24 protein-coding genes are annotated in these 26,706 nt (G+C 46.3%); 9 read left to right on the top strand and 15 right to left on the bottom strand.

Translation table 11 applies throughout. The annotated features are described in order from the left end of the window. Positions 1-502 precede the first annotated feature (502 nt). A complete protein-coding gene (leuO, locus tag ACVA6Q_RS10180; RefSeq protein ID WP_042496454.1) occupies positions 503-1,462 on the top strand; it encodes a transcriptional regulator LeuO in 960 nt (319 codons plus the stop codon). Between the two features lie 205 nt (positions 1,463-1,667). Next, complete coding sequence (locus tag ACVA6Q_RS10175; RefSeq protein ID WP_446647411.1) at positions 1,668-3,476, top strand: AMP-dependent synthetase/ligase; 1,809 nt, start codon at positions 1,668-1,670, stop codon at positions 3,474-3,476. A gap of 72 nt (positions 3,477-3,548) precedes the next feature. Here ACVA6Q_RS10175 and ACVA6Q_RS10170 read toward each other — a convergent pair whose 3' ends face one another. Then, positions 3,549-4,838 carry a peptidoglycan DD-metalloendopeptidase family protein gene (locus ACVA6Q_RS10170; RefSeq protein WP_446647410.1) on the bottom strand — a complete coding sequence of 430 codons (1,290 nt, stop codon included), beginning with the start codon at positions 4,836-4,838 and terminating at the stop codon, positions 3,549-3,551. A 129-nt stretch (positions 4,839-4,967) separates the two neighbouring features. Between ACVA6Q_RS10170 and tyrS the strand changes: the two genes are divergently transcribed. After that, positions 4,968-6,155: a tyrosine--tRNA ligase gene (gene tyrS / locus ACVA6Q_RS10165; protein WP_042473489.1), complete on the top strand. Its 1,188-nt coding sequence runs from the start codon at positions 4,968-4,970 to the stop codon at positions 6,153-6,155. A gap of 201 nt (positions 6,156-6,356) precedes the next feature. Here the strand turns inward: tyrS and grcA are convergent, their stop codons facing one another. Further along, a complete protein-coding gene (gene grcA, locus ACVA6Q_RS10160) occupies positions 6,357-6,734 on the bottom strand; it encodes an autonomous glycyl radical cofactor GrcA (RefSeq protein WP_353497042.1) in 378 nt (125 codons plus the stop codon). Positions 6,735-7,106: 372 nt separating this feature from the next. Between grcA and nfo the strand changes: the two genes are divergently transcribed. The 3 genes from nfo (at position 7,107) to ACVA6Q_RS10145 (ending at position 9,639) form a co-directional block, all read left to right on the top strand. Next, positions 7,107-7,958: a deoxyribonuclease IV gene (gene nfo / locus ACVA6Q_RS10155; RefSeq protein WP_446647409.1), complete on the top strand. Its 852-nt coding sequence runs from the start codon at positions 7,107-7,109 to the stop codon at positions 7,956-7,958. 357 nt (positions 7,959-8,315) lie between these two features. Next, complete coding sequence (gene ung / locus ACVA6Q_RS10150) at positions 8,316-8,990, top strand: uracil-DNA glycosylase (RefSeq protein ID WP_446647408.1); 675 nt, start codon at positions 8,316-8,318, stop codon at positions 8,988-8,990. Positions 8,991-9,087: 97 nt separating this feature from the next. After that, the gene (locus ACVA6Q_RS10145) at positions 9,088-9,639 is read left to right on the top strand and encodes a hemerythrin domain-containing protein (protein ID WP_353497036.1); all 552 of its coding nucleotides are present in this window, start codon (positions 9,088-9,090) and stop codon (positions 9,637-9,639) included. A gap of 76 nt (positions 9,640-9,715) precedes the next feature. On the opposite strand, the gene ACVA6Q_RS10140 is transcribed toward ACVA6Q_RS10145, so the two are convergent. The 10 genes from ACVA6Q_RS10140 to ACVA6Q_RS10095 all read right to left on the bottom strand — a co-directional run bounded on the left by ACVA6Q_RS10140 (position 9,716) and on the right by ACVA6Q_RS10095 (position 19,211). Continuing rightward, on the bottom strand, positions 9,716-10,900 hold the full coding sequence (locus ACVA6Q_RS10140) for a tetratricopeptide repeat protein (RefSeq protein WP_446647407.1): 1,185 nt from the start codon (positions 10,898-10,900) through the stop codon (positions 9,716-9,718). Beyond that, a complete protein-coding gene (locus tag ACVA6Q_RS10135) occupies positions 10,897-11,523 on the bottom strand; it encodes a TonB family protein (protein ID WP_446647406.1) in 627 nt (208 codons plus the stop codon). The genes ACVA6Q_RS10140 and ACVA6Q_RS10135 overlap by 4 nt, the downstream gene beginning before the upstream one ends. Next, a complete protein-coding gene (locus ACVA6Q_RS10130; RefSeq protein WP_353497031.1) occupies positions 11,524-11,928 on the bottom strand; it encodes an ExbD/TolR family protein in 405 nt (134 codons plus the stop codon). Continuing rightward, positions 11,925-12,512, bottom strand: coding sequence for a MotA/TolQ/ExbB proton channel family protein (locus tag ACVA6Q_RS10125; protein WP_429759841.1), 588 nt, complete (start codon positions 12,510-12,512; stop codon positions 11,925-11,927). Before ACVA6Q_RS10125 ends, ACVA6Q_RS10130 begins: the two co-directional genes overlap by 4 nt. Beyond that, a complete protein-coding gene (locus ACVA6Q_RS10120; protein WP_446647405.1) occupies positions 12,502-13,845 on the bottom strand; it encodes a MotA/TolQ/ExbB proton channel family protein in 1,344 nt (447 codons plus the stop codon). Before ACVA6Q_RS10120 ends, ACVA6Q_RS10125 begins: the two co-directional genes overlap by 11 nt. Further along, the gene (locus ACVA6Q_RS10115) at positions 13,845-14,612 is read right to left on the bottom strand and encodes a DUF3450 domain-containing protein (protein WP_446647404.1); all 768 of its coding nucleotides are present in this window, start codon (positions 14,610-14,612) and stop codon (positions 13,845-13,847) included. Before ACVA6Q_RS10115 ends, ACVA6Q_RS10120 begins: the two co-directional genes overlap by 1 nt. Positions 14,613-14,855: 243 nt before the next feature. Next, on the bottom strand, positions 14,856-15,620 hold the full coding sequence (locus ACVA6Q_RS10110; protein WP_446647403.1) for a siderophore ferric iron reductase: 765 nt from the start codon (positions 15,618-15,620) through the stop codon (positions 14,856-14,858). A gap of 65 nt (positions 15,621-15,685) precedes the next feature. After that, a complete protein-coding gene (locus tag ACVA6Q_RS10105) occupies positions 15,686-17,773 on the bottom strand; it encodes a TonB-dependent siderophore receptor (RefSeq protein WP_446647402.1) in 2,088 nt (695 codons plus the stop codon). Positions 17,774-17,937: 164 nt separating this feature from the next. Then, complete coding sequence (locus ACVA6Q_RS10100; protein ID WP_446647401.1) at positions 17,938-18,834, bottom strand: helix-turn-helix domain-containing protein; 897 nt, start codon at positions 18,832-18,834, stop codon at positions 17,938-17,940. A 191-nt stretch (positions 18,835-19,025) separates the two neighbouring features. Continuing rightward, positions 19,026-19,211 (bottom strand): DUF3545 family protein, encoded by a 186-nt coding sequence (locus ACVA6Q_RS10095; RefSeq protein ID WP_042496493.1) that lies wholly within the window; start codon positions 19,209-19,211, stop codon positions 19,026-19,028. A gap of 704 nt (positions 19,212-19,915) precedes the next feature. Between ACVA6Q_RS10095 and ACVA6Q_RS10090 the strand changes: the two genes are divergently transcribed. After that, positions 19,916-21,355, top strand: a complete 1,440-nt coding sequence (locus tag ACVA6Q_RS10090; protein WP_353497023.1) for an alanine/glycine:cation symporter family protein — start codon at positions 19,916-19,918, stop codon at positions 21,353-21,355. A gap of 106 nt (positions 21,356-21,461) precedes the next feature. Continuing rightward, complete coding sequence (gene yaaA, locus ACVA6Q_RS10085) at positions 21,462-22,235, top strand: peroxide stress protein YaaA (protein WP_446647400.1); 774 nt, start codon at positions 21,462-21,464, stop codon at positions 22,233-22,235. Positions 22,236-22,309: 74 nt separating this feature from the next. Here the strand turns inward: yaaA and srmB are convergent, their stop codons facing one another. Together srmB and ACVA6Q_RS10075 are read right to left on the bottom strand one after the other, a co-directional pair. Next, entirely contained in the window at positions 22,310-23,539 is a 1,230-nt protein-coding gene (srmB, locus tag ACVA6Q_RS10080) for an ATP-dependent RNA helicase SrmB (RefSeq protein WP_353497019.1), read from the bottom strand. Between the two features lie 99 nt (positions 23,540-23,638). Beyond that, positions 23,639-24,361 (bottom strand): tRNA1(Val) (adenine(37)-N6)-methyltransferase, encoded by a 723-nt coding sequence (locus tag ACVA6Q_RS10075; protein WP_446647399.1) that lies wholly within the window; start codon positions 24,359-24,361, stop codon positions 23,639-23,641. A 296-nt stretch (positions 24,362-24,657) separates the two neighbouring features. Between ACVA6Q_RS10075 and brnQ the strand changes: the two genes are divergently transcribed. Further along, positions 24,658-25,968 (top strand): branched-chain amino acid transport system II carrier protein, encoded by a 1,311-nt coding sequence (brnQ, locus tag ACVA6Q_RS10070; protein WP_446647398.1) that lies wholly within the window; start codon positions 24,658-24,660, stop codon positions 25,966-25,968. A gap of 102 nt (positions 25,969-26,070) precedes the next feature. Here brnQ and fldB read toward each other — a convergent pair whose 3' ends face one another. Continuing rightward, positions 26,071-26,589, bottom strand: a complete 519-nt coding sequence (gene fldB, locus ACVA6Q_RS10065; RefSeq protein ID WP_446647397.1) for a flavodoxin FldB — start codon at positions 26,587-26,589, stop codon at positions 26,071-26,073. Positions 26,590-26,706: the final 117 nt, after the last annotated feature.

Raw genomic sequence — 26,706 nt, 5'->3', positions numbered from 1 at the left:
GACCCGAATCGCACTTTGATTCGGGTTTTGATGTTATTGTAATCGATTGTATGCAACCTTACGCACCTCTTTGGTTTTCAAAAATATTCTATACCGATAGATATTAACTATATGCTATGCGAATAGTTGTGGTTGCCTTTTGTGCATGTATTAAATAGGCTCTGTTCTCCCCTTTGGTTGAGTGACATAGTGTCTGGTTATGTATCTGGCCGCTCCGTCCAACAAAAGTTATTAAAAATATAATTTATCTTTTTTTATATATGGTGTAACTTATTGTTGTTTAAGGTTATTGCGTTTTTCTCGATAAAATTTGATGATTCTTTGTCAATCTTGTTGGTGTTGAGTTAATTATTGGTGGATAGTTGGTTTCGTCCTCGAAGTATGCAGAGGATTAATAGAATGACGTAAGGTACACCATAGGCGATGACGCTGTTCTCATTGTTCTGTTTTATTGGTTACCTACCCCCAATAGTCGAGATTGAAATTACACGAGGCTTACTAAATGTTAGACAAAAAAGATGCTATGAGCGCAATCGCTAGTTACCGCATGGAAAGCACATTACGCGGCGTAGATCTAAACCTATTGACTGTATTCGACGCAGTGATGCAAGAGCAGAATATCACTCGCGCGGCGCACAATTTAGGTATGTCGCAACCTGCAGTAAGTAACGCAGTAGCGCGCCTTAAGGTGATGTTCAACGATGAACTGTTCATGCGCCAGGGTCGTGGTATTCAGCCAACTCAGCGTGCACGCCAATTATTTGGCCCTGTGCGTCAAGCGCTTCAGTTGATCCGCAACGAGCTACCAAGTTCAATCTTTACTCCTGAGACTTCAACGCGTCTATTTAAGATGGCGATTTGCTCTCCTTGTGATATGCGTTTTGCGCCACGAATCATGCAAACCATCTCTGAGCAAGCACCACACGTTCAGCTTCACCTAGATGCAGAAGCAGACCGTCAGCTAGCTGACCGCATGCGCTTCCAAGAGATCGACTTCGTTATCGATTACGCTCGTTACGACGCTCAAGGCTTCTCAAGCACTGAGATCTTCCAAGATGAATTGGTTGTCGTAGCAGCGAAAAACCACCCACGCATTCACGGTGCAGTAAGCACAGCTCAGCTAGCGAACGAAAAGCACGCTAAGCTATCAAAAGTACACGGTGTTCGTAGCTTCTCAGAGCAAGCTTACCGTGACCTAGAGTGCCAAGCGTCTTACGAAGGTACTAGCCTAAGCAACGTACTTTACGTTGTTGGTCAATCTGAGCTAGTGACCATCGCTCCACGTTGGTTGGTTGAAAACGCAGTAAACAAAGATCAGCTTCAAGTACTGACGCTGCCAACTGAAAACAACAAGATCAGCGGCTTCCTGAGCTGGCACGAATCTAGTGAAAAAGATAAAGGTCACATCTGGCTACGTGATCAACTGATGGTTATCTGTGGCGAAGTGGTTGCTTTGTCATAATCCATTACAACTTAATTCTCAAAGCCCTGACTACTATGTATTCAGGGCTTTTTTCATATTGTTCAAAATCTTATTATCACTGGGCGGTAAAGCTACCAGGAATTATTGATAACTTTGATGTCGGTCTGTTGCCTTTTTCGGCGGCACAGGTACACTTGTGCGCTCAAAAAGGCTTACATGTGTAAGCTAAAAGGTAAGATAGAACATGGCTAATTTAGATTTCCATATCGTAACGAAGATTCGTGAGCGAATCGCACAAGGTGGCGACAAGATCGCCTTACGACATAAAATCAACAATGTATGGCAAGGGATTAGCTGGAAAGAGTTTGGCGTTAGCGTAGATGCGCTGTCACTCGCTCTACTCGGAAAAGGAATCCAACCTCAAGATAAAATTGGTATCATTTCCAATAACATGCCGAAATGGACCATTGCTGATCTGGCTGCGCTTCAAGTTCGCGCAGTGACTGTACCCATTTACCCTACTAATACGCCAGCCCAAACCAGCTACATCGTACAAAATGCCGACGTCCGTATTCTATTTGTTGGCGAGCAAGAGCAATATGAAGCGGCAGTCTCCATTTATGAAGAATGTGAGCAGCTAGAGCTGATCGTCGCGATGAGCGAAGAGATCGTTCTCGCGGACAATGATTTCTCTATGACTTGGCAGCAATTTACTGCCGACGTAAGCAGTGACGTCCAACCAGAATTAGACGCGCGAATTGAACAAGCTAACTATGACGATTTGCTAACACTTATCTATACGTCTGGTACTACAGGCCAGCCGAAAGGGGTAATGTTAGATTACGCTAATATTGCGGCTCAGCTACAAGGACACGATGAAAGGCTAAGCCTTAGCGAAAGTGATGTCTCACTATGTTTCTTGCCGCTTTCGCATGTTTTTGAGCGTGCATGGACTTTTTATGTATTGTACCGAGGCGGCACCAACTGCTACCTACAAGATACGATGCAAGTGCGAGATGCTCTTAGCGAGATCCGTCCAACGGTAATGAGTGCTGTGCCTCGTTTCTACGAGAAGATCTTCTCAGCAATTCACGAACGTGTATCTAAAGCACCGATTCACCGCAAGATCCTATTTACCTGGGCGGTGAACATGGGCGCGAAAATGGCGCAGTGCCGCCAAGACAATGTGGAGCCTTCGTTCTTACTTAAGAAGAGTTACGCGCTGGCGGACAAGATTGTGCTAGGTAAACTTCGTGAACTATTAGGCGGTCGCATTAACTTCATGCCATGTGGCGGCGCTAAATTGGATGAAACCATTGGCCGTTTCTTCCAAGCAATTGGCATTAACGTCAAGCTTGGTTACGGTATGACGGAAACCACGGCGACTGTTTCTTGCTGGGATGATACCTGCTACAACCCAGGCTCCATCGGTATGCCGATGCCCGGCGCGGAAGTGAAGATTGGTGACAATAACGAAATCTTAGTGCGCGGCCCTATGGTGATGCGTGGCTACTATAAGTTGCCAGAAGAAACCGCTAAGACCTTTGATGCAGATGGCTTCTTGAAAACTGGCGATGCAGGCGAGTTTGACGCTGCCGGTAATCTGTTTATTACCGACCGCATTAAAGAACTAATGAAAACTTCAAATGGTAAGTACATTGCTCCTCAAGCAATTGAAGGTGCGATCGGTAAAGACCATTATATCGAGCAAATTGCGGTCATTGCGGACACTCGTAAGTTTGTATCTGCTTTGATTGTGCCTTGCTTTGATACGCTAGAAGAGCATGCCAAAGAGCTAAACATTGCTTACCAAGATCGCTTAGAGCTCATCAAGCACCACCAAGTGGTGGAGATGTTTGAAAAGCGCATCACTGAACTGCAAAAAGAGTTGGCTAAGTTTGAACAAGTGAAGAAGTTTAAACTGCTCCCTAACGGTTTTTCTATGGATAAAGGGGAGTTAACACCGACGCAGAAGCTGCGCCGCAAGGTGATTAACGACCGTTATCAAGATGAGATCGAAGAGATGTACCGCGATACGCCTAACAAGCAATAGGTTTCTAATTACTGAAACCCTCGTAAACTAAAAAGCCCCAAGCAAATGCTTGGGGCTTTTTAGTTTCTGCTGCTAGTTGTTGGCGTAAAGCAGCTCACTGTATCTATCTAGAGTATTGAGGCGGTTTTGCGCATTGGCTAAGAAGGTTTGCTTCGCTTTACCCGTCAGAGACTTCGATTGCGGCAGTTTGACCGTTCTTGGGTTCTTATGCACGCCATTGACCAAGAATTCATAGTGTAGGTGAGGTCCTGTGACTCGCCCTGTTCCACCAAGTGTACCGACAGTTTGTCCCTGTTTCACTCGCTGACCGGTTTTTACCTTACGTTTTTGCAAGTGTAAGTACTTGGTAATAAAGGTGTTACTGTGCTTAATAAATACATAGTTCCCATTAAACTGGTTGTAGCTTGATTTAATAACGGTACCGTCACCAGCTGCCCAAATTGGCGTGCCAACAGGCGCGGCATAGTCAGTGCCCCGGTGGGCACGTACTTTACCGGTCACTGGATGGCGTCGGTTCGGGTTGAAGTTGGAGGTTACACGACGAAAATCCAAAGGCGCACGTAAAAAGGCCTTTTTCATTGCTCGGCCATTTTCATCGTAATAGTTACCCGTTTTATCATCAAAGATAGCGGTAAACGTATCATTCTGGTTTTTAAAGATAGCCGCGATGATCTTGCCGCGACCAATTACTTCACCTTCGACCACTTTCTCTTGGTATAGCAGCTTAAAGTAATCGCCAGAGCGGATATCTAACGCAAAGTCGATATCCCAACCAAAAATTCCCGCCAGCTCCATGATTTGGTTGGCAGTCAGTCCAGCGCCAATTCCCGCATTCCAGAAGTTTGAGCTGATTTCTGCTTGCGCATAGTTATATTGGTAGTCGACCTGCTTTTTGTCCCAGCTAGAGGCAAAGCCTTTATCGGATTTGGTGACCTTAAATGTTTCGTAGTCATTGATGCGGCGCTTTAACTGTACGAAGTCACTGTTCTCATCAAAACCAAAGGTCAATTTGTCGCCTGGACGTAAGCGTGAAAGCTGCTTCTTAATGTCATCGTTGGTATAGATAAGGTCATGAAGTAGGCGAGGGGAAAGTCCAAGACGTTGAAATAAAATTGCGGCACTCTCTCCAGCGCGAACCGTATGTTCTTCCCATTTTAGTACCACGGTTGGTGGAGCTGCATTGCCAGCAGGGAATGCATCGCTGTCAATGGAGAGCGTGTAGTGCTTGCCAATTTCGAGTCGGTCGTTGCTATCGTCGAGCTCTGAAATATCAGGCAGAAACAGTGCGACGACGATAATGGCACTAAAAAAGGCGATGAGCGCGCGGTGTAGCCAAGGCAAGCGCTTTAAAACAGAGACCATGAGCGTTTAATTCAACATTATTTTTGTAATTTCCTAAACCAAATAGTCTAACTCGTTTCAAAAAACATCGCTATTCAAGTAAGATGTCGAACTAAACTATTTTTGCCAAATCTGTGGGAGTGAACAAGAATGGCGAACCTTGAAGCAGCGTTGGCTGAAATCAAACGCGGTGTCGACGAGCTAATTCCAGAAGAAGAACTGATTGCGAAGCTAAAAGAGAACCGTCCTCTTCGCATTAAACTGGGTGCCGATCCAACTGCGCCAGATATTCACCTAGGCCATACCGTAATTCTCAACAAACTACGTGCATTCCAAGACCTAGGCCACGACGTGACGTTCCTGATCGGTGACTTCACCGGTATGGTTGGCGACCCGACGGGTAAGAACACCACTCGTCCACCGCTAACTCGTGAAGACGTACTGCGTAATGCAGAAACGTATAAAGAGCAGGTATTCAAAATCCTAGACCCTGCAAAGACTAAGATTGCATTCAACTCTGAATGGCTATCTGAGCTTGGTGCTGAGGGCATGATTCGCCTTGCTGCAAACCAAACTGTTGCTCGTATGCTTGAGCGTGACGACTTTAAAAAGCGCTACGGCAACAACCAGCCAATCGCAATCCACGAGTTTATGTATCCACTGCTTCAAGGTTACGATTCGGTAGCGATGGAAACGGATGTAGAGCTTGGTGGTACTGACCAGAAGTTCAATCTACTAATGGGTCGTGAACTGCAAAAATCACACGGTCAAAAACCACAAGTTGTGCTGACTATGCCACTACTTGTTGGTCTAGATGGTGTGAAGAAGATGTCTAAATCTGCTCACAACTATATTGGTGTGAGTGAAGCCCCTTCTGAAATGTTCGGTAAGATCATGTCTATCTCTGACGATTTGATGTGGAGCTACTACGAGCTGCTGTCATTCCGTCCACTGGGTGAGATTGCGCAGTTCAAGGCAGACGTTGAAGGTGGTGCAAACCCTCGTGACGTGAAGATCTTGCTGGCCAAAGAAATCATTGCTCGTTTCCACTCAGAAGCAGATGCTGATGCGGCGGAAAAAGAGTTCATTAACCGTTTCCAAAAAGGTGCGATGCCAGAAGAGATGCCGGAGTTCGATTTCGACGCGGGTCTTCCAATCGGTAACTTGCTAAAAGAAGCGGGTCTTGTGAGCTCAACATCTGATGCGATGCGTATGATCCGCCAAGGTGCAGTGAAGATTGACGGCGAGAAGGTTGAAGATACTAAGCTAGTACCAGCGGCAGGCCAGGCGGTTTACCAAGTGGGTAAGCGTAAGTTTGCTCGCGTGACGTTGAAGTAATACTTAGATGCTGTGAGCGCGCTTTGAGAAGATCCCTGCCTGCGCAGGGATGACACAGTTTAGGCTGCAGTGTTTATTAAGTGCGCATCAAAAACCTCCTACGGGAGGTTTTTTTGTATCGGTTGATTGCCGATTTACACGCATAAAAAAACAGACGCTTATGCGTCTGTTTTTTAGTATTCGTTTACTTAGAGTCTCGAATTATAGAGACTCAGTAAAGGTACGAGCGATAACGTCACGTTGCTGTTCTGGAGTTAGCGAGTTGAAACGCACTGCGTAACCAGAAACACGGATAGTTAGCTGTGGGTAGTTCTCTGGGTTAGCTACTGCGTCTTCTAGAGTTTCGCGTTTAAGAACGTTCACGTTTAGGTGCTGACCGCCTTCGACTTTTGGAGCAGCTTCGATGGCTACTTCACGGCTTTCGTACTCACCTAGGTCGCTAACAGCGATAACTTGGTCTGCTTCAAAACCAGCATTTGCTGCAACACAACGAGCTTCGTTTTTCTCACCGTCGATCAACCAGATTGAGTTTAGTAGGTCGTCGTTTGCTGCTTTAGTAATTTGGATACCTTGAATCATCACTATCTCCTAATCCACTTTTAGAGTGGTAAACTTATGGTGTTAATTTTCAAATTTTGTTGAGCTGGTCTATATATAACTCGTTGTGGTTATTTTAGTATTGATTTAGATCAAATTACAACAAAAAACATTAAAAACTTAAGGGTTAATTTTTTGACCAAGGTCAACTAAACCTTTAAAAATGGTGTGTTTAAATGTTATTTTAAGTATTCAAATTTATTTGAGCGCTCATTTTGTTGTAATAAAACAACAAAATGAGCCGATTTATTGCTCTGGAAACCAAAAATCAACGATTTCCATAGCTAAAACTGAAAGTATAAGATCGCTAAATAACAGTTCTAGAATTGTGATCTTGATCGGGTGAAAACAAAGATGAATAAATTTATTGGTGCGCATGTGTCTGCGGCTGGTGGTGTGGATAATGTGCCACAAAGAGCCCATGCGATTGGCGCAAACGCGTTTGCGTTATTTACTAAAAATCAGCGTCAATGGGTGGCAAAGCCGCTTGATGAAAAAGTCATTCAAAACTTTAAAGCGGAATGTCAAAAATACGGCTTCCGCACGGAACAAATTCTTCCTCATGACTCTTACTTAATCAACTTAGGCGCTCCTGAACAAGAGAAGTTAGAGAAGTCTCGAGCGGCGTTTATTGATGAAATGGAGCGCTGTCATCAGTTGGGACTGACGTTACTTAACTTCCATCCAGGCAGTCACCTAAAGAAGATTTCTGAACAGGAGTGTCTTGATCGAATCGCTGAATCTATCAATTTAGCGCACAAGACTGTCCCTGAAGTGATTGCGGTGATTGAGAATACGGCGGGACAAGGGACAAACCTAGGCTGGCGTTTTGAGCACCTAGCGCACATTATCGATAAGGTAGAAGACAAATCACGCGTCGGTGTCTGTCTTGATACGTGCCATACGTTTACCGCGGGCTATGATCTGCGAACAAAAGAGGCGTGTGATGCGACGTTTGCGGAGTTTGATCGTGTTGTAGGCATGCACTATTTAAGGGCTATGCACTTAAACGATTCAAAGATCCCGTTGGCAGGTAAGGTGGATCGCCATCATTCACTGGGTAAAGGTGAGATCGGTTGGGCTTGTTTTGAGTATATTGCTAAAGATAAACGATTTGATGCTATACCACTGATTTTAGAGACAATAGAGCCCGAAATATGGGCCGATGAAATCCAACAACTGAGACATTTTGCTATAAATAGTTAATTTATTACTATTGGATTATGCGTTTTTGGCATCTTTCTTTCATACTGAGTTACATGCATGTTGCATAAATCTGTGACTCTCAAAGGTAGGTGCCATTATGACTCGTCCAGCCGCTCCAAGACCAAACACAACACGCTCATCGCGTTTCCCAAGTCCAAATCGTCATATTCATTGTCACGGGCACTACCGAACACCACAGATGAAGAATCAGCATCATTAATATACTAACGAACTAAAAACAGCACTGACGTTCAAGTTGTGCGTCAAAGGTGCGTGGCGTAAAGCCAAATGACAGTAGTGGTGACCCTCCGTTGAGTGATAGACTACGCCCCAGATTTCACCATCTAGGGCACGACAATGACAACACTCACCTGGCAAGACGTCATCGGTAAAGAGAAACAGCAAGCATACCTTCAGCAAACTTTAGAGTTTGTCGAGGTGCAGCGCGAAGCGGGTAAAACCATCTACCCTCCAGCGAGCGATGTGTTCAATGCCTTTCAATATACCGAATTTGCCGATGTGAATGTGGTGATTCTTGGTCAAGATCCTTATCACGGTCCCAATCAGGCGCATGGTCTCTGTTTCTCGGTTCTGCCGGGTGTAAAGACGCCGCCGTCGCTCGTCAATATGTACAAGGAACTCGCTCAGGATATTCCCGGGTTCGAGATCCCAGAACATGGCTATCTCAAAAGCTGGGCTGAACAGGGTATATTGCTTCTAAACACCGTACTCACAGTCGAGCAGGGGCAGGCACACTCTCACGCTAAGCTAGGTTGGGAGACCTTCACCGATAAAGTGATTGAAGTGCTAAACCAAAATAGTGAGAACATCATATTCTTGCTTTGGGGTGCTCATGCTCAAAAGAAAGGGTCGATGATTGATCGTCAAAAACATCATGTGTTGACTGCGCCGCATCCATCGCCTTTGTCTGCACGTCGGGGTTTCTTTGGCTGTAGCCATTTCTCCAAGACGAACCAGTTACTAGAAGAACTCGGTAAGCCCACTATTAATTGGCAGCCACGACTCGACTAGCTTTATCCTCTGAGTTGGCGGTTTTTCGAGCATCATCAAAACACGCTTCCAGATTCTCTTATACACTTATAAGGAGTATGGATATGGGAGAAGGATTATGATGATCGAAAGGATTAGGCGTGAGCACGGCTATATGGTGCGATTGCTGGCGATATTGAATCGAAAAGTGCACTTGCTCGAGCAAGAGCAATCTATCAATTACGGGGTGATCAAAGAGATTGTTGATTACCTTGCCAATCACTCAGAGAAAATCCACCACCCCAAAGAAGACATTCTTTACCACTACTTTATTGAGAAATATGGCTCACAAGAGCATATCGATAATTTAGAATCGGATCACCAAGCGCTGTCAGAGAAAACACATTCTTTCTTAGACATTGTGGAAATGATTTTGCACGATGCGGTGGTACCGCAAGAGCTGTTCATCGGGCGATTATCTGAGTTTATCCAAGATCAGAAAAAGCACCTCGATTTGGAAGAGCATTCCGTGTTGCCATTGATTGAAAAGCGCTTTACGACTTCAGATTGGCAACAGGTTGAGAGTCTGTGGACGGTAGTAGAGGATGATCCGGTGTTTGGAGAGACGATTGCCGACCGCTATAAACAACTTGCCCAGCGGGTTAGACAAAACGAGTTGGAGAGTGTTTAGGGGTCTATAAATAATAATTCCCTCCGTAGAGGGAATTATGAGTTTCATTTCTGCGAGTAAAGCGCACTGGGAAGACTTAATGTGCTCGACTCATCTGTTGTAGATATTGCAGCCAATCAGCGCTTTGCGTGGTTGGCTTAATTCGGTGTGCTTGTTCGGCCACCTTCGTCGCTTTTGCGTAGTCTTTCATTCCAACATAAGCACGTACCTCCAGTAGCAATCGCTCTTGCTCTGGCATGCCTTTCACTTTGCGAAGTGAAGCCAATGCTTGTTTGAAATCCCCTCGTTGCAATTCAAGTCGCGAAACTTCTTCATAGTATTTCCCATTTAGCCTTGCTGCTGCGAGCCACGCCGTTTGTGCATTTGTCCACTCGCGAGCCATTTGCCAATGTCTAGCTTGCTTGATGATGGTGTCGATATCGGTCTCTTTCACTTGCAAGTCAGCGTACGACTCTGCCGCTTTTTCGGGAATACCTTGTTGAGAGTAGAGCTGCGCTTTACTCAACTTCAAATTGTCAGGGACTTGAATACCTGCTCGCTCGGCGGAGACTAATGTCGCGAGCGCCAACTTGTACTGTTTGGTTTGCATATACAGTGAACTAAGCTGCTGCCACCACATGACATTGTCTGGCTGCAGAGCGAGTAACTTTTGCGTGGTGAGAATCGCACTTTTCAGATGGTTTAGCTGCATCTCAGCACTTAGCTGTAAGCTCAATGGTTGCAGTTTTGGCGTGCTATCGAGCTGATGGTATTGTTTAATCGCTGCAAGTAACGACTTCCACTCTTGAAGTAGGTAGTGAGCGCGAGCCTTGTTTAACCAAACTCCGGTGATCTGCTGCTTCGACAGCTTTTCGTACGAGTTTGCTGTCTTGGTCAAGTTGTTAAAGTGAACCAGCGCTTTCTCTGGCATATCTTCGGAGAGCATAAGCTCGGCAAGCATACGCTCTGTTTGCCAACCCTGTTCATCTTTAAACGCTTTTGTATCGATGGCGATCTGCAATTGCGTGATGGCTTTCTTTGGTTGCTCGGCTTGCCAATAGTAGATACCGAGCATGCGAGCTACATACGCCTTGTCAAAGCTCGCGTTAGGCTTTAACCCTTCTAGTACCGTGATGGCTTCGTTAAGTTTCTCTTCCTGCTCTAGCTCGTAGGCTTTGGATACCTGAGCTGCGGTGCGCATTCCAAGCTCCTGGCTTGCGAATGCACTTCCGGTTAACACGCTAAGAGATAGGGCAAAGAGCGTTAATACACGTTTACTCATTGATTCAACTTAAACTCTAGTTTTACGGTCTGGCCAATACGAGGCGTTGCCTTACCATTGACGACCATAGGCTGATATTTCCACTGTTTTAACGCGACCATAGCTTCTCGCTCAAACATGCGCTTAGGGTTAGCTTCTACTACTTCGATATCGGTTGGACGACCACGCTCATCAATGGTGAAAGACATCACCACATAGCCCTGAATATTGCGCTGCAAAGCACGACGTGGATAACGTGGCTCTTTGCGATGCAATGGCATGACTTGTTGGTTTTGGCCAATGTCCGGCGCAGTCGGTGCGTTTAGCGACACGCCCGCAACCTGAGTCGATACCGAAATATTCGGCAGTTGTGGAGTGCTTGGCGTTTGAACGCTAGATACCTGAGAGCTTTGCTCAACCACTGCTGCAGACGGCGGGGTGGATGGCATTTTTGGTGGCTCTGGCAAAGTACGTTGTCGTCTTGCGGTCTCACTGTCGGGTTCAACCATAACGAGGTCATAGCTCAACCTTGGCTTCTCATCTGGCTTAGATTTTGGGCCAATATCGATCATCCAACTCATAAACGAGAATAGGGCAAACGCGAGGGCGGCGGCCAACGGTATGCTCGCAAGTACTCGAAGCATCTATGGACTCTCCGTAGCCAGTGCAATCTTGGTGACGCCAGCGCCTTTTGCACTGTCCATGACTTCGACAACGGTACCATTGAAGGCATGTTTATCGGCTTGAATAACCATAGAGGCATTAGGTTGTTCTAGAAGCAGCTTCTCAATGGTCGCCTGCACTCGCTCAACATCCACACGGCGTTTGTCGATATAAACGTCGTTGGACGATGTGATTGCGACAAAGATGCCAGCATCTTTTTGACTGACCGCATGGCTCGCTTGAGGGCGGTTAACATCAACACCGGACTCGCGCACGAAGGAGCTTGTAACGATGAAGAAGATAAGCATGATGAAGACAATGTCGAGCATCGATGTCATATCGATGTTGGCTTCATCATTTTGTTTTCTACGGTGACCTAATCTCATTGTGAGTCTCCATCAGCAAACTGACTGGTTTTAGCAATAGCGGTTTGACGCTCACTACGCAGTAGCTGCTCAAGTTGAAGCAGGCTCTTGCTGCTCCATTTTTGAATACGGGAAAAGGCTAGCATGCCGGAAAGTGCAGCAACCATGCCCGCCATTGTCGGGATAGTCGCCATAGAGATGCCTGCTGCCATCAATCTTGGTTGCGCACTGCCTTGCGCTGCAAGGGTATCAAACACGGTGATCATGCCGGTTACAGTACCGAGCAAACCAAGCATCGGACACAGGCTTAATAGGCACTTCAGCAAGTTAATGTTTTGCTTGAGCTTATTCTCTGCCTCGCTAAGCATGGCGTTGCGTTGTGACTGCGCATACCAAGAGTAGTGGTCTTGGCGCGTCGCCCATTTATCCACCCAGGTTTTTCTTTCAGAGGGAAAGATCTTAGCGAAATAGATGACACGCTCAACGGCCACAACCCAGAAGATGAACACCACGGCGGCCAGCCACCAAAGCACTGGCCCACCTTGTGTCATAAACTGATTTAAGTGCTCGCTTCCTGGCAACCAACTAAAGAGGTTATGCGGCATACGCTTGCTTAGTCTCCATGGTTTGCGCTTCAGCTTGCTCAGCCACTAGACCCACACTCTGTCTTTCTAAAACGTTGCGGATCGCTTCTGCTTTTGAGCTCAACAGGTTGTGAGCAAGAAGCAGCGGCATAGCAGTAATCAAACCAAGAACCGTAGTCACAAGCGCCATTGAGATGCCGCCAGCCATCACTCTTGGCTCAGCGTTGCCAAATTGTGTGATGACCTGGAAGGTTTCAATCATGCCCGTAACGGTGCCGAGTAGGCCAAGCATTGGAGCAAGTGCTGCCAGAAGTTTTAACATGCTCAAACCGCGTTCGAGATGCTGCTGTTCATCCATGATAGATTCAAGGAGTCGCAGCTCAAGCGCTTCAACGTGCAGTTTTTTCTCGCTGTTATAGACGCTGAGTACGCGACCTAACGGGTTGTCGGTTGGCGTTTCTGGAGTCTTAAGCTGCTTCTTAATCTTTTGTTCTGTCGTGGTAAGAACCACAGCACGGTACAGTGCAATGATCATACCAATGGCAAAGAGAGCGGCGATGATCTTACCGACAATGCCACCATGGGCAAAACGCTCGCCAAGGGTTGGGTTATCCGCAAGTTGCTTGTAGATGTCTCCGCGGCTTGGGTCGATAAGCGTTGCGGTTTGACCTGTCACGATGCCCGCTGTTTCTGCCGATGTCGGTACTTCTTTTGGTAGACGAGGGAAATCGCTCGCCAGTTTACCGTTCCAGTCAACTGGGCCGTGTTCAGCAAGTAGCGCAAAGTTACCTAGACGAGTCGCGTTAATCGTGGTGATTTCACCGGCGCCGTTAACAAACGGGACTTTAACGTCAGCATAGGTAGCACTTGAAGCGATTTGCGCTTGGTAGGCTTCCCATAGGCCAGTAAGTTCTTGAATCGATGGTAGCGTTTTGGCGGCAACAATGTTGTCAATTGCTTGAATTTGCGCAGACTGCTGCGTGTTTGCAACAGACTGCTCAAGTTCGACTTGCAGCTCTTTTGCTGATTGACGAACCACGCCAAACAGTTCACCTAAGCTGCCTGTTTCTAAATGCAGTTTCTTTTGTTGCTCTGCCAAAGTGCGCTCGTTTTCCGAAAATGCAGTGCTCAATGACTCGATGCTGGCTTCAAGCTCAGCTTTGCGAGTTTCAAGTTGTGCTTTACGCGCGGCAAGCGATTGTTCTTCTTTTTTGAACTTGGCTTCACGTTCACTGTTGTGAGCACGTTCTTGTTGCTGTGCTGTCTGTGCTTTTGATGTCAGAGAGTCCGCAGCGAAGCTTGGTTGTGACAAGCCGAATGCAAGCAGTGCGGCGAGGAATACGGAATTACGCATTAGCTTGGATCCTTTTGTAGAGACACTGGAAGCTCAATTAGAGCTGGAGAGGCTTGCTTGTTGGCAATGGCAAACGCTTTATCAATCTGTGGCGCCAGAGCTGCATCGACAGCAACCCAGTTATTTTGGAGGCTATCCCAAGTCCAGTATTGATTTCGGTCTAGGCTGCGAGCAACTAATGACAAACGACCTAGGTACAATTGTTCTGCTTCGATCTCGCTACCAACATCAATAAGAGAACGGTAGCTACCTAGCTTGATGCCGTAATCCATCTCAATCTGGTAAGCCTCAAGAATGCGGCGATACTTTTCTGCATCACTCACATCAGCCTGTGGCATCAACGCTTTTAGCTCATCGAGTCTTGCTAGGCGAGCTTGCTGGCGAATCGGCTTATCGCTAGCAATGTGCTGTTCCAGACCTTCGAGCATCTGGTACATCAAAGGCACAACACCTTGGCGAGTATCACTGATTTGTTCAAGTTGAACGTCGATACTGGCCATTTCTTGTTCTTGGTTATTCACTACATCTTTTAGGTGGCGCTCATAAACCTCAAGGTTGGCAACCTCCTGCTCAAGCATGGCAATGTCAGATTTAAGCTCAAAGGCTTTGTCGCTGCTTTTGTTGATGCGAGCTTGGCTTTGCGCGCTTTGCGTGATGGTCTTTGCTTCGACGTTGCGAGCAGTGTTGAGATCGTTTGCGTTCGCAAAGCTGCTCAAACTCAGCAGTGGCAGCGAACACAAAGTCAGGCGAAGAGCCGTTTTGTTCATTTTAGAAGCCTATTGTTGCTAAAGGGCGGCCATCACAAGATGGCGACACTGGTGAATACCAGCCTGAATAAAAATGACACTATTCTATTTTAATCAGCAGGGGATGTATAGATTTATTGATAATGAATGTCATTTGTATTTTGTATCTCATTTGTTAACAGAAATAACGTTTAGCAATCATTGCTTGTTGGTTCTTGATGCAAGTTTTAGTAGCAAAAGTAGCGCTCACGGATAACTGGTATTCTATTTAGATAGAGGAGCATTCGGGCACCCCTGGCAATAGCCACCGTCCGCACGTTTGTAGTGTATGCAGCAACTGCGTCGTTGAATATAGTGCTCTCCCTGATTGTCTACTTCAAGACGACCAAAGCGCGTGATGGGAAGGTTGAGTGCTTGCTGCCAGTGTTGCAGTTCATGCGCAAAGGTCGGGCGCATCTGTTCGGCTGGCAACAATTTGCTAGCGACCATATGCTTTAGGCCACGAAGCAGCATCTCCATCAAAGTGTCAGCGAGAAGCTTTTCGCGTGTTGCTGGGCTAAGGCGGAATATACTCTCTACTTGGTTCGCTAGTTGTTCTATAAGTCTTTTTAGTTCGTTAGCGGCAATGACTTGGCGTTGATGCTGATCGCCGGCTTGCCATTTAGAGTCAAGGAAGTCGAAGTTGGCAACCAGACCACTGGAAAGCTGCACGCCCTGACGTAATTGGCTCAAGGGAGGCACGCGCTTAGCGTAGTATGTCGCCACTAGAGCGAGAGTAATTGGTTGCCAGGTCAACATTGTCCAGGTGCGAGTTTGCCAATAGGCACGTCCTGCTTCCGGGTAGTGGGTTTGCCAGTATTGATGCAACTGCTCAATCGTATCGGATGGATCAGACGTCTCGGCCACTGTTTCTGGCAAAATGACGCTATTAGTCTCGTGTAGAACATCGAGCAGCGGTGAAATCTGACTCGATACGTGAGTGAGTGCGAGCAACTGAGCGTGGTGTTCTGTGTTGTTTAACCTTTCCATTTTGACCTTTTATAAACTAGAAAGCAGCGCTTATATAAAGCGCTGCTGCATGACTTGCGTGCGATTTACAAATCGAACTTGACGTTGACTTGTACAGTTTGCTGCTGGCCGTACCAACAGTAACTCTCATTCCAGCACGTGTAGTACTCTTGGTTGAACAAGTTGTTAGCAATTAAGTTAGCTGAAGCCCCTTTCAATGTTGAGCTGACTTCCCCTAAGTCGTAGCCAATAGACAGGTCAACGAGCGTGTACGATGGGAGCGTTCCTGCATTCACGTTAGCCGCATTATTCTTCACTGTTTCGCCTACGTAGCGAACGCCACCACCAATGCGCAGTCCGCGCATGGCACCTTCATGCATGGTGTAGTTTGCCCATAGATTAGCCGCATGGTCAGGTACGTAAATCGCTTTTTGACCTACATTATTTGGGTTCTCATCTTTGGTGATTTCCATATCGGTGTAAGTGTAGTTGGCGATAAGATCTAAGTTGTCGTTCACCAGTGTGCGACCTTCAAGCTCTAGACCTTGGGAACGTACTTCGCCGATGGCTTCGTAAGGAGAGGCGCCATCTTTACGCACACCTACGTTGCGTTTTTTAATGTGGAATAACGCTGCTGATGCGGTTGTTGTGCTGTCATACGAGGCGTATTTAACACCGGCTTCCACTTGTTCGCCTTTCTCTGGTTTTAGGTTGTTGCCATTGGCATCAAGCTTAGCGTTTGGTTCGAAACTGGTCGCAAAGTTTGCAAATGGAGAAATACCATTGTCGAACTGATACATACCACCAACACGATAGGAGAAGTTACTGTCGCGGGTCACCGTGTCTGTTGGAGCGGCGCCGTTAGCAGAGCCGATAGTTTTGGATTCAACCCAGTCGTAACGACCACCAGCAATGAATACCCAATTGTCGATCAACATTTGGTCTTGGAAGTAGGCACCTAACTGCTTCATAGAAACGTCCGTATTTGAATAGTAGTTTCTATTGAAATCGTTAGGGTTGAGCTGATTATTATCTGGGTTGTAGAGATTGATACTCTTCACACCATCGAAGGCGTTGTAGTCTACGTCGCCTTCAATAGAGCGGTAGTCAACACCAAATAGTAAGTAGTGATCTAGAGCGCCAGTGCTTGCGAAGCCAGAGAGTTGGTTATCGACACTGATGCCTTTTGAACTTTCGTCAGTGCTATAGGCTGTGCGCTGTAGTTCGCCTGTCTTCTCGTCGAAAGCACCGCTATTTGTGCTTTTTTGATTAAACTTCGTCGTCATATAGCGGAAGTTTTGGAAGAAAGACCAATCATTGTTGAAGTCGTGTTTGATCTTATATCCTGCCAGCATGAACTCGCGGCTGATGTCGTTGTAGTTCACATCACCTGCAAATGTTGAAGGTGAAATTTTACCAGACTCGATAGCTGCGAGAGGAACGGTAACGTTCTGTCCCAGTTGAGGATCGTTTTGATAGTAGAGGTTGAAATTCACAAACGTTTTGTCTGAAACATTCCAATCGATAGATGGTGCGATGACGTAACGCTCTTCTTGCACGTGATCGACTTGCGTGTCTTTTTTACGGCCAAGAGCGATAAAGCGGTAAGCCACGTTGTCGCTAAGTGCGCCCGTTTTATCAATAGAGGCTTCAAGTAGGTTGTTGAAACCAGTCGCGAGATTGACCTTAGTGCTTTCTTCAAACTTAGGTGTTTTAGCGATGATGTTGACCATGCCACCTGGAGGCATAGTGCCGTACAACACAGATGTTGGGCCTTTGAAAATTTCCAATCGCTCCATCGCGATTGGGTCAATTTGGGGCTTGGCATTCCAACCAGGTAGGCCGGGGAGCATCAATCCATCATAGTAGTTGTTTGATGAATCGAAACCGCGGATTTTTACCCAGTCGGTTAATACGACAGCGCCGCCCTTGTTCTCGGTTGAGACGCCTGGAGCGTAACGAAGAGCTTGCATGACGGATTGAACGCCGCGCTGCTCCATCTGCTCGCTTTCAATGACGTTCAGAGTTTGCGGTGTTTCTTCAGGGGATAACGAAGTCTTAGTCGCAGTGTTGCGGTAAGTTTTCCCCAAAACCGTCATTTGCTCGTCGGTTTGGGTACCTTTTGACTGTATAGTTTCTTCTGCAATAGCGACAGATGGTAATGTCACTAGCATGCTTATCGCCACTGCTATTGGCTTGAGTTTTGTTTTTAACATCATAGAAAAAGAATCGCAAAGAGTATGTAAATGTTATTGATAATTAATTTCATTTGCAATTCTATTCGGTTTGTTGAGTTAATACTTAACAATTTGGTGCAACTTTTATCGCGATACCTGCGCTAGCTAAGGGCAATTCTTTCTATAGGAAGCCAGAAATCCATATGAGCGTGTGGGCTGCTTACGTCATAGTCACGGGGGTAGCGCTCAACTTCAAACCCTTCTTTACCTATATAGCCTGACTGAGGAAGCCAAACATTAAGTACCCATTTTAACGTTTGTGGCAATGTAGAGGTTGGCCCAAGGTGAGTCACGACGGCGTAGCTTTGCTCTGGGACGACGATCGACTCGAGATCTGGATGCGTAGAGAATTGTTCATCATCGCTGGCCGCCCAATACAGCACTTGTGTGTTTGGCAATAAATGAAGGGTGTCGATGATCCCATAATAGTGAGCGCACGGTTTATCAGACTGTTTTAGAACCGTGCGAGTAAATGTTCCCCAAATATTAGCAACTTGGTCACTAAACTGTGGATTGGTGGCATAAAGTGTGTCGATCGGGCCATACACGCCATAGTATGTGCGTTGAGGCTGGTTCTCGATACGAACTACTTGAGTTGCAGCCTGATCAAGAGGGAGATCCGCGCTATTGGTCAACGGTAAGCGAATACCGGTTAGCTTACCGCTTGCTCGGTATTGACGTGGAGAGACTCCAAACTGCTGTTTGAAGGCGCGACTAAAGCTATTCTCTGAGTTAAAGCCAAATTCCAGCGCCAAGTCGGCGATCTTGGTCATGCTACTAAGTAACTGCTCGGCGGCGCGGCTGAGTTTCTGCTCTCGTACGTACTGAGCAAGATTGTGGTTGGTTTGCTCTTGGAATACGCGTTGGAGTTGCCAGCGCGACCAACAGCTTATGTCGGCCAGATCATTGACGGAAAGCGGTTTATCTAGGTTCTGGTGAATATAGTCCACCACTTTTTCAACCCGATTCAGATGTATAGGTTTCCGTTTTGAGACCATTATTGAATCCCCACCTCGTCCAAGAGCCTATTATATTGGCATTTTATTTCGTCAAGGTCGATGCTAAGAGAGGTTGATACTAGAAAGCTAGATAAAACAAAACCCTCAATCTGAGGGCTTTGTTAGTATCGGTAGGGGCGTTTCAGGCTCGCCTCCACCGAAAATTCGTTAATGTGTGTTTGAGTGATAAATTAAAGGTCGACGTCGTCAAGCGCAAAGTCCAGACCGATGTCCATGTCGTTAAGCTCTTTTTGTAGGCGCTGCCTGTCTTTAATAGCCTCAATTTCTCGCCATTTTCTTTTGACAGGTTTCGAGCGAGCGGCGCGCCCTCTAGGTGCGTCTACTTCCGTAATCTCATCCAGTTCAAAGCCATCCATAAGCTACCTCACTTGTTTTGTTCTCCCTACGGAGCCCTTTAAGTACCACATTCTTACGCAGACTAACTTTGATATGTTTCTCATTTGTTTCGAGACTATGAATGTTTTATGCCATTTTGAACTCAATCTCACATTTTTAGAGCTTAGATTCGAATAAAAAATGACCACTTAAATCACAAATTGCAAAAGAGTCCTTCAGTGAGTTTTGTTAACGCTCTGTGCGAATCAGGCTGAAGGGCAACGTTTGCGTGCTACGATAAGCATTCTCATTGCCTGATAACTGCTAAAAAGTACCTCGTTTGGTAAATGAGCGTAGACCCGTTGTGCTAACAAGGTTTGCACTAATTTTGCCTAACCCTAAGCGCTTTGAGGCTAACACCAATGGCTTGTTGTATATTTGATGCTAATTTGAGGCAAAAAAGTGAATCGTTTGCTTTGCTTAGTGTTAACTTTTCGTGATTTTAAGGTGAAAAATAACAATGATATACTACCGGTTGCGTATTGCTTTTTCGTGAGCATGACTGCAAAATCCGCTCCGTCAAAAAATACCCCGACTTGTATGCCGTTCTCAAGTGGTAAGAAATACAAGCTAAGTTGCCGTGAAAAAGAAAGAAATGAACAAAACTTCACGGATGGAGAAGACCATGGCGCTTAGGACGCACTAGGAAGTGCAGCTCGGACTCTAACTTTAAGTGAGGTTTAAAGTGACAGACGTTATTAATCTAATGAACGATCTACTTTGGGGATCGATTCTTGTTTACTTGCTCGTAGGTGTGGGGATTTACTTTACAGTACGCCTTGGGTTTATTCAGTTCCGCCATTTCGGTCACATGTTCAGTGTGCTGAAAAACAGCCGTAAAGCAGACACTGCTGGTATTTCATCTTTCCAAGCACTTTGTACCAGTCTTGCTGCTCGTGTAGGCACAGGTAACATGGCAGGTGTTGCTGTCGCGCTAACAGCAGGTGGCCCTGGTGCTATCTTCTGGATGTGGCTAATTGCAATGCTGGGTATGGCGACATCATTCGCAGAAAGTACTCTAGCACAGCTATACAAAACCAAAGATGACGACGGTAACTACCGTGGTGGTCCAGCTTACTATATGGAAAAAGGTCTAGGCATGCGCTGGATGGGCGTATTGTTCTCTATCTTCCTTATTATTGCTTTTGGTTTGGTGTTCAACGCGGTTCAAGCTAACGCGATTGCCAATGCGATGAATACCGCGTTTGGTTTTGATCCAATGATCGTGGGTGTGGTGATTGTACTTATCTCTGCATTCGTTATCTTTGGTGGCGTACGTAAGATTGCGCGCACAGCGGAGCTTATCGTTCCAGTCATGGCGCTGGCGTACCTTGTTCTGGCATTTGTCGTGATGTTCATGAACATTGAGAAAGTGCCAGATGTGATTGCTTACATCTTTAAGAGCGCATTCGGCTTTCAAGAAGCTGCTGCTGGTGGCCTAGGTTATGCTATCGCTCAAGCGATGATCCAAGGTATCAAGCGTGGTCTGTTCTCAAACGAAGCTGGTATGGGTTCTGCGCCAAACGCAGCGGCATCAGCAACGCCTTATCCGCCACACCCTGCGTCTCAAGGTTACGTGCAAATGCTAGGCGTATTTACCGATACTATCGTTATCTGTACGGCGACTGTGGCTATCATCTTAATGTCAGGTGAATATGTACCGCACGGTGAAATTACAGGTATCGAGCTGACTCAGCGTGCATTGAGTGCTCAAGTTGGTGACTGGGGCGGTATCTTTGTAGCGGTTGCGATCTTCTTCTTCGCGTTTACCTCTATTATTGCTAACTACTCGTACGCAGAGACAAACCTTATCTTCCTAGAGCATAACCATAAGGCGGGTCTTGGCCTGTTCCGCGTTATCGTACTAGGCATGGTGATGTTTGGTTCAGTGGCCACTCTGCCAATGGTTTGGGCGCTAGCGGATGTGTCCATGGGTCTGATGGCCATAGTTAACTTAATTGCGATCATCCTGCTATCGGGTATCGTTATTAAGCTTGCCAAAGACTACAATCAGCAGCTAAAAGCAGGCAAGGTTCCAACCTTTGATGCCAATGACTACCCAGAGCTGAAATCTCAGTTAGAAGAGGGTATTTGGTACGATGCTAAGGATGCAGCGAACAAGTAATCGCTTCTACCTATCTCAAAAATAGAAAAAGCCATGCACTATTTCATTGATGAAAGTGCGTGGCTTTTTTTATACTGAAGCAAACCAATACTAAAAGAGTAAAGTCATGCTTATCGTTGTTTCACCCGCAAAGACCCTAGATTATGAGTCACCGCTCGCCACCGAGCGATTCACTCAACCAGAGTTAATCGAGCATTCTGCAGAGCTTATTCAAGAGTGTCGTAAGCTTACCCCAGCCGATGTCTCTGCTTTGATGAAGGTGAGCGATAAGATCGCTGGCTTGAACGTGGCGCGTTTTGAAGAGTGGTCACAAACGTTTACAACAGACAATGCTCGCCAGGCAATCCTTGCTTTCAAAGGTGATGTTTACACTGGATTGGAAGCAGAAAGCTTGTCTGAAGATGACTTTGACTTTGCTCAGCAGCACTTACGAATGCTCTCTGGCCTTTATGGTCTGCTGAAGCCATTGGACTTGATGCAGCCTTATCGTTTAGAAATGGGTACTAAGCTTGCCAACGAGCGTGGCACTAACCTATACCAATTCTGGGGCGACATTATCACCAACAAACTCAATGATGCTCTTAATGCACAGGGTGACAATGTGCTGATCAACCTAGCATCCAACGAGTACTTCAAGGCAGTTAAGCCAAAGCAGCTCGATGGTAAAGTCATCACGCCGGTTTTCAAAGACTGTAAGAATGGCCAATACAAGGTCATCAGCTTTTATGCCAAGAAAGCGCGCGGCATGATGGCACGTTACATCATCGAGAACCGTGTTGATTCGATCGAAAAACTGACGGCATTTGATGTCGCTGGCTACTACTTTGTTGAAGAAGAATCGACGGCGACGGAACTGGTGTTTAAGCGCGAAGAGCAGTGATTAGATATCGAAGGTGAATAAAAAAGGGTGTCAGACTTGGTCTGACACCCTTTTCGTTTATCTAAGGTTCACGCTTATTTCTTCTTAGCGCTTTTCTTTTTCTTCACCGCTTTTTTCTTGTCGTCTTTCTTCGGTTTTTTCTTTTTAAAGACTGGCTTTTTGTGCGTTGGGCGCATGCCATCGATGAAACGCTCTTTGATGGTCTCTTTAGTGTAGCGAGCGACGCGATCCATCATTGGTTGATCGTGTGCTTCCACAATAGAGATAGCGATGCCTTTTTTACCTGCACGAGCGGTACGACCGATGCGGTGTAGATAGACATCGGCACTGCGTGGCATGTCGTAGTTGATAACGTGAGAGACATCCGGCAAATCGATACCACGTGCAGCGATGTCGGTTGCGAGAAGGACGTTCACTTGGCCATCACGAAAGCGGCTGATAGCGTTGTTACGACGATCTTGTAGCATTTCGCCTTGGATCCACGAACATGGGATCTGCGCGCTATCTAGTTGCTGACGAAGCTCGCCTAGACGCTCGCGCGTCTTTACAAATACGATAGTACGCTGAGCTTGCTCGGTCAGGATGCGTTTTAGCAAGTTCAGTTTGTGATTCGCATCATCGGCGCGGTGATACCACTGGGTGATCTTTTTGCGCTCGCGTGTTGATGGCTGCGCTTCGAGCTCTGCTGGATTTTTCAAAAGATCGGCAGTGAAACCTTCTACACCACGACCTTCAAGCGTTGCAGAGAACAGCAATGTTTGCTTACGCCAGCGACACTCTGCTGACAGGCGATCAACGGTTGGACCAAAGCCTAAGTCCAGCATGCGGTCTGCTTCATCAAGTACTAACCATTCGATAGCACGGCAGTCAAAGCGCTCTGCCTCGATGTACTCCATCAAACGACCTGGCGTTGCCACCACGATATCTTGAGTCTCTGCCAGCGTTGCGGCGTGAGAATCGTACGTCACACCACCGGTAATGGTCGCGACTTTAAGGCGAGTGTACTTCGCGAGTGCAGTCGCTTGTTCTGCTACTTGCATTGCCAGCTCACGAGTTGGCGTGAGGATCAAAATACGTGCTGGACCTGCCTTTTTACGAGGGAAGTCGAGTAAGTATTGGATTGCTGGAATAGCAAAGGAAGCGGTTTTACCTGTTCCTGTTGGTGCAGAGGCAAGAATATCCCTTGCATCCAATGCTTGTGGAATAGCCTGAGCCTGGATGTCAGTTGGGCGGCTAAAGCCCATTTCTTCAATCGCTTCTAAAAGGACCGGATCTAGATCGAGTTCGGCAAAGGTTCTGATCACTATAGTGTCTCCACAAGACGTAGGTTAACCCTGAACAAAAAAACATCAAACAGGGAAAAAGTAGGGCGGCTATTATACTCAAACGAACGCGCGGCGCACTTACATTTTAAGGTAAAAGTCTTTAGTTAGAGTAATAAAGTCCGCAGAATATCCACCGACGTCGCCATGGATAACTAAATGCTCCTCTTTACACTCTTCAAATACCTTACTCAAGGTAAACAGCAGACGGTGACAAGGCTTTTTAGGGGTGGTTTGTACTCGGCATAGGCGTGTTAAATACCAACCTTGCTGCTTAGCCATTGCGATGAACTGCTCACCTTCTGCTGTTGGCAGGACAAAGCTGGCTTGCCCCTCCTCAATAAGTAAACTGTGGCAGCGCTCTAGTAATTGCTCATGCGCTAGGGTGTGAGTATGTCTAGCAGTGGCTCTCTGGGCATTGTGCGAGACTTCACCGCTATTGAAATAGGGTGGGTTACAAATGATCCCCGTAAAACGCTCGCTAAAGCTCTGCTTTAGTACGTCTCCTTGAAGCAGTGTTAGACGCGCACTCCATTCGGTGTCCGCAAAGTTGCGTTTGGCGTCATTAATGGCCGTGCTGTCGATATCGATCGCTGTAATCGCTGCATCTTGATAACGCTGCGCACTCATCAAGGCTAGAAGGCCTGTACCGGTACCGATATCGAGCAGTCGCTCTGCGTTGGTATATTGTGTCCACGCACCAAGAAGTACCCCATCGGTGCTAACCGGCATCCCGGAATGACCATCTAGAATTGCGAACTGTTTGAATTGAAAGCCTTTCGTTTTTGATGTGCTACGAGTCATAAGTTATTTTGTTAATCGTTTGCTTTTAAGTGATAGGTACTGTTGTTAAATTGTTGAGTAGTGATATGTTCTGTATGTAAGTGATGTGTGTGGGAAAATGATCGAGATAAAATTCCAGGTTGGGCATTCACTCTAGTTAATCAAACTGCTTTTGAATCAATTAAACAAATTTATATAGTGTTTATATCTATATCTATTGCTTATTGACTAGTGATTCGTCATTATGCCCGCCTTATTTTACGAGGGAACCAAGATTCCTTCTACAGAAACACAACATAACAAGTAAGGGCATATCTGTGAAACAGACGTTAAAAACAACAGATATTATAGCAGTCGGCTTTATGCTGTTTGCGTTTTTCCTTGGTGCTGGCAACATCATCTTTCCACCACTAGCGGGTCAATTAGCGGGTGAGAATTTGCTCCCAGCAATGACCGGTTTTCTTCTCACTGCAGTAGGTCTTCCTCTTATTACCATTATTGCTGTTGCAGTGGCAGGAGGCTCTTGGGAGCACCTGACGAAAGATTTGCCAAAGAAGGCTGCGACGCTTATTGCGGTACTGATCTTTATTATTATCGGCCCTGCGTTCGCCGCGCCTCGTACTGGTCTAGTAGCCTATGAAATGGCGATTCGCCCATTCTTCGCTGACGCAGCCCAAATGCACCTAACAATTTTCTCAATCCTGTTTTTTGCTGTGGCCATGTCATTTGCTTGGTCGCAAGGCAAACTGATTGATGTTATCGGTAAGGTGCTTACGCCAGTTCTGTTTGTTGGTCTCATTGTTCTAGCCGGTGCGGTATTTATCGATCCGCAAGGCGAGATGATTGCACCTGTCGGTGAGTATCTAAGCCAGCCACTGACCAAAGGCTTTCTTGAAGGTTACAACACCATGGACACCTTCGGCTCTTTGATGTTTGGTATGTTGATTGTGGATGCATTGCGTAAGAAAGGCATTACTGAGCAAGCAGCAACGACTAAGTACCTAATTAGCGCGGCATTCATTGCAGCAGCGGGTCTTGCTTTCGTTTACATCTCTTTGTTCTACCTAGGTGCGACGAGCGCGACGGTTGCAGCAGGTGCAGACAACGGCGGTGCCATCTTGAGCCAATACGTACAAGCGTTGTTTGGTCCATACGGTCAAATCGTACTTTCTGTGATTGTATTGCTAGCGTGTTTGACAACAGCGATCGGTCTGATCTCAGCGTGTTCTGATTACTTCAGCTCACTCACGTCTATCAGCTACCAGAAATGGGTTGTGATCATTGGTGTTGCATGTGCTGTAGTAGCAAACGTTGGTTTGGCGCAGCTTATCTCGCTATCGGTTCCAGTCCTGTTTGCACTATACCCAGTTGCGATTGCACTAGTAGCTTTGACCTTTACTCGTAAGTACCTAGCGAACCCGAAACTTGCTTACCGCGTGGTTATCTTGGTATCACTAGCATTTGCCATGATCGATGCTGCGAAAGTAGCAGGTATTGATGTATCAGCTTTCAATGCATTGCCACTGTTTAGTGTGGGCATGGGTTGGGTAATGCCAACGTTTGTTGCGATTGTCTGCATGTGCTTTATTGGCCGTAGTGACCAAAGTCTTGAGCAAGAAGCTGCCTAGTTGAGCATGCTAATAGTAAAGTCTGCTTGTAAGACTTCATGAGAACTAAAAACGGCGCCTTGATAGGCGCCGTTTGTTTAGAAATTTTTTACTTTGTAAGCATTACAGCGTTTGCTGATACTCTACAAGGATCTGCTCAACCCAGCTTGCGATGCGCTCATCACTAAGCTCGTATTGAGAGTCTTCATCCAAAGCAAGACCGACAAACTGACTGCCATCTTCGGTGAGTGCTTTTGACGCTTCAAATTCGTAGCCTTGATTATTCCAATAACCAATAAATTGGGCGCCGGTTGGTTTAAGTTCATCGTGTAGCATGCCCATGGCATCGAGATACCATTCGCCATAGCCTTCCTGGTCACCTAACCCGAATAAAGCAACGACTTTACCACTGAGTGAGACACCGGAGACTTGATCCCAAATAGCGCCCCAGTCTTCTTGGAGTTCACCAAAATCCCAAGTGGAAATGCCTAAGATAAGCAGATCATACTCGCTCATCTTGGTAATAGGAGTCTCTTTTACGTTGAATATGTCGACGATATCAGGGCCGATGATGTCGCGGATTTTCTCTGCAGCCATCTCGGTGTAGCAGGTGGACGAGCCGTAAAATAAGCCTATTTTCATAACTTCACTGTATCTTGGTTGTGATGATTGGCCAAGATTCTACTCTGAATTCGACCATCTTTGCAGCGCTTATTCGCTAGGGTGTGGTTTTTTATGGCAATCTGGTTTTTTCTCGCT

It is taken from the genome of Vibrio sp. DNB22_10_4 (genome assembly GCF_052879755.1).
Note: the sequence above shows the minus strand (reverse complement) of the source record. Positions and strands in the feature narration are given on the sequence as shown.

Excerpts from the sequence above, each read along its gene's own strand:
- leuO (WP_042496454.1), top strand. The coding sequence starts at position 503 with ATGTTAGACAAAAAAGATGCTATGAGCGCAATCGCTAGTTACCGCATG.
- ACVA6Q_RS10175 (WP_446647411.1), top strand. The coding sequence starts at position 1,668 with ATGGCTAATTTAGATTTCCATATCGTAACGAAGATTCGTGAGCGAATC.
- ACVA6Q_RS10170 (WP_446647410.1), bottom strand. The coding sequence starts at position 4,838 with ATGGTCTCTGTTTTAAAGCGCTTGCCTTGGCTACACCGCGCGCTCATC.
- tyrS (WP_042473489.1), top strand. The coding sequence starts at position 4,968 with ATGGCGAACCTTGAAGCAGCGTTGGCTGAAATCAAACGCGGTGTCGAC.
- grcA (WP_353497042.1), bottom strand. The coding sequence starts at position 6,734 with ATGATTCAAGGTATCCAAATTACTAAAGCAGCAAACGACGACCTACTA.
- nfo (WP_446647409.1), top strand. The coding sequence starts at position 7,107 with ATGAATAAATTTATTGGTGCGCATGTGTCTGCGGCTGGTGGTGTGGAT.
- ung (WP_446647408.1), top strand. The coding sequence starts at position 8,316 with ATGACAACACTCACCTGGCAAGACGTCATCGGTAAAGAGAAACAGCAA.
- ACVA6Q_RS10145 (WP_353497036.1), top strand. The coding sequence starts at position 9,088 with ATGATGATCGAAAGGATTAGGCGTGAGCACGGCTATATGGTGCGATTG.
- ACVA6Q_RS10140 (WP_446647407.1), bottom strand. The coding sequence starts at position 10,900 with ATGAGTAAACGTGTATTAACGCTCTTTGCCCTATCTCTTAGCGTGTTA.
- ACVA6Q_RS10135 (WP_446647406.1), bottom strand. The coding sequence starts at position 11,523 with ATGCTTCGAGTACTTGCGAGCATACCGTTGGCCGCCGCCCTCGCGTTT.
- ACVA6Q_RS10130 (WP_353497031.1), bottom strand. The coding sequence starts at position 11,928 with ATGAGATTAGGTCACCGTAGAAAACAAAATGATGAAGCCAACATCGAT.
- ACVA6Q_RS10125 (WP_429759841.1), bottom strand. The coding sequence starts at position 12,512 with ATGCCGCATAACCTCTTTAGTTGGTTGCCAGGAAGCGAGCACTTAAAT.
- ACVA6Q_RS10120 (WP_446647405.1), bottom strand. The coding sequence starts at position 13,845 with ATGCGTAATTCCGTATTCCTCGCCGCACTGCTTGCATTCGGCTTGTCA.
- ACVA6Q_RS10115 (WP_446647404.1), bottom strand. The coding sequence starts at position 14,612 with ATGAACAAAACGGCTCTTCGCCTGACTTTGTGTTCGCTGCCACTGCTG.
- ACVA6Q_RS10110 (WP_446647403.1), bottom strand. The coding sequence starts at position 15,620 with ATGGAAAGGTTAAACAACACAGAACACCACGCTCAGTTGCTCGCACTC.
- ACVA6Q_RS10105 (WP_446647402.1), bottom strand. The coding sequence starts at position 17,773 with ATGCTAGTGACATTACCATCTGTCGCTATTGCAGAAGAAACTATACAG.
- ACVA6Q_RS10100 (WP_446647401.1), bottom strand. The coding sequence starts at position 18,834 with ATGGTCTCAAAACGGAAACCTATACATCTGAATCGGGTTGAAAAAGTG.
- ACVA6Q_RS10095 (WP_042496493.1), bottom strand. The coding sequence starts at position 19,211 with ATGGATGGCTTTGAACTGGATGAGATTACGGAAGTAGACGCACCTAGA.
- yaaA (WP_446647400.1), top strand. The coding sequence starts at position 21,462 with ATGCTTATCGTTGTTTCACCCGCAAAGACCCTAGATTATGAGTCACCG.
- ACVA6Q_RS10075 (WP_446647399.1), bottom strand. The coding sequence starts at position 24,361 with ATGACTCGTAGCACATCAAAAACGAAAGGCTTTCAATTCAAACAGTTC.
- fldB (WP_446647397.1), bottom strand. The coding sequence starts at position 26,589 with ATGAAAATAGGCTTATTTTACGGCTCGTCCACCTGCTACACCGAGATG.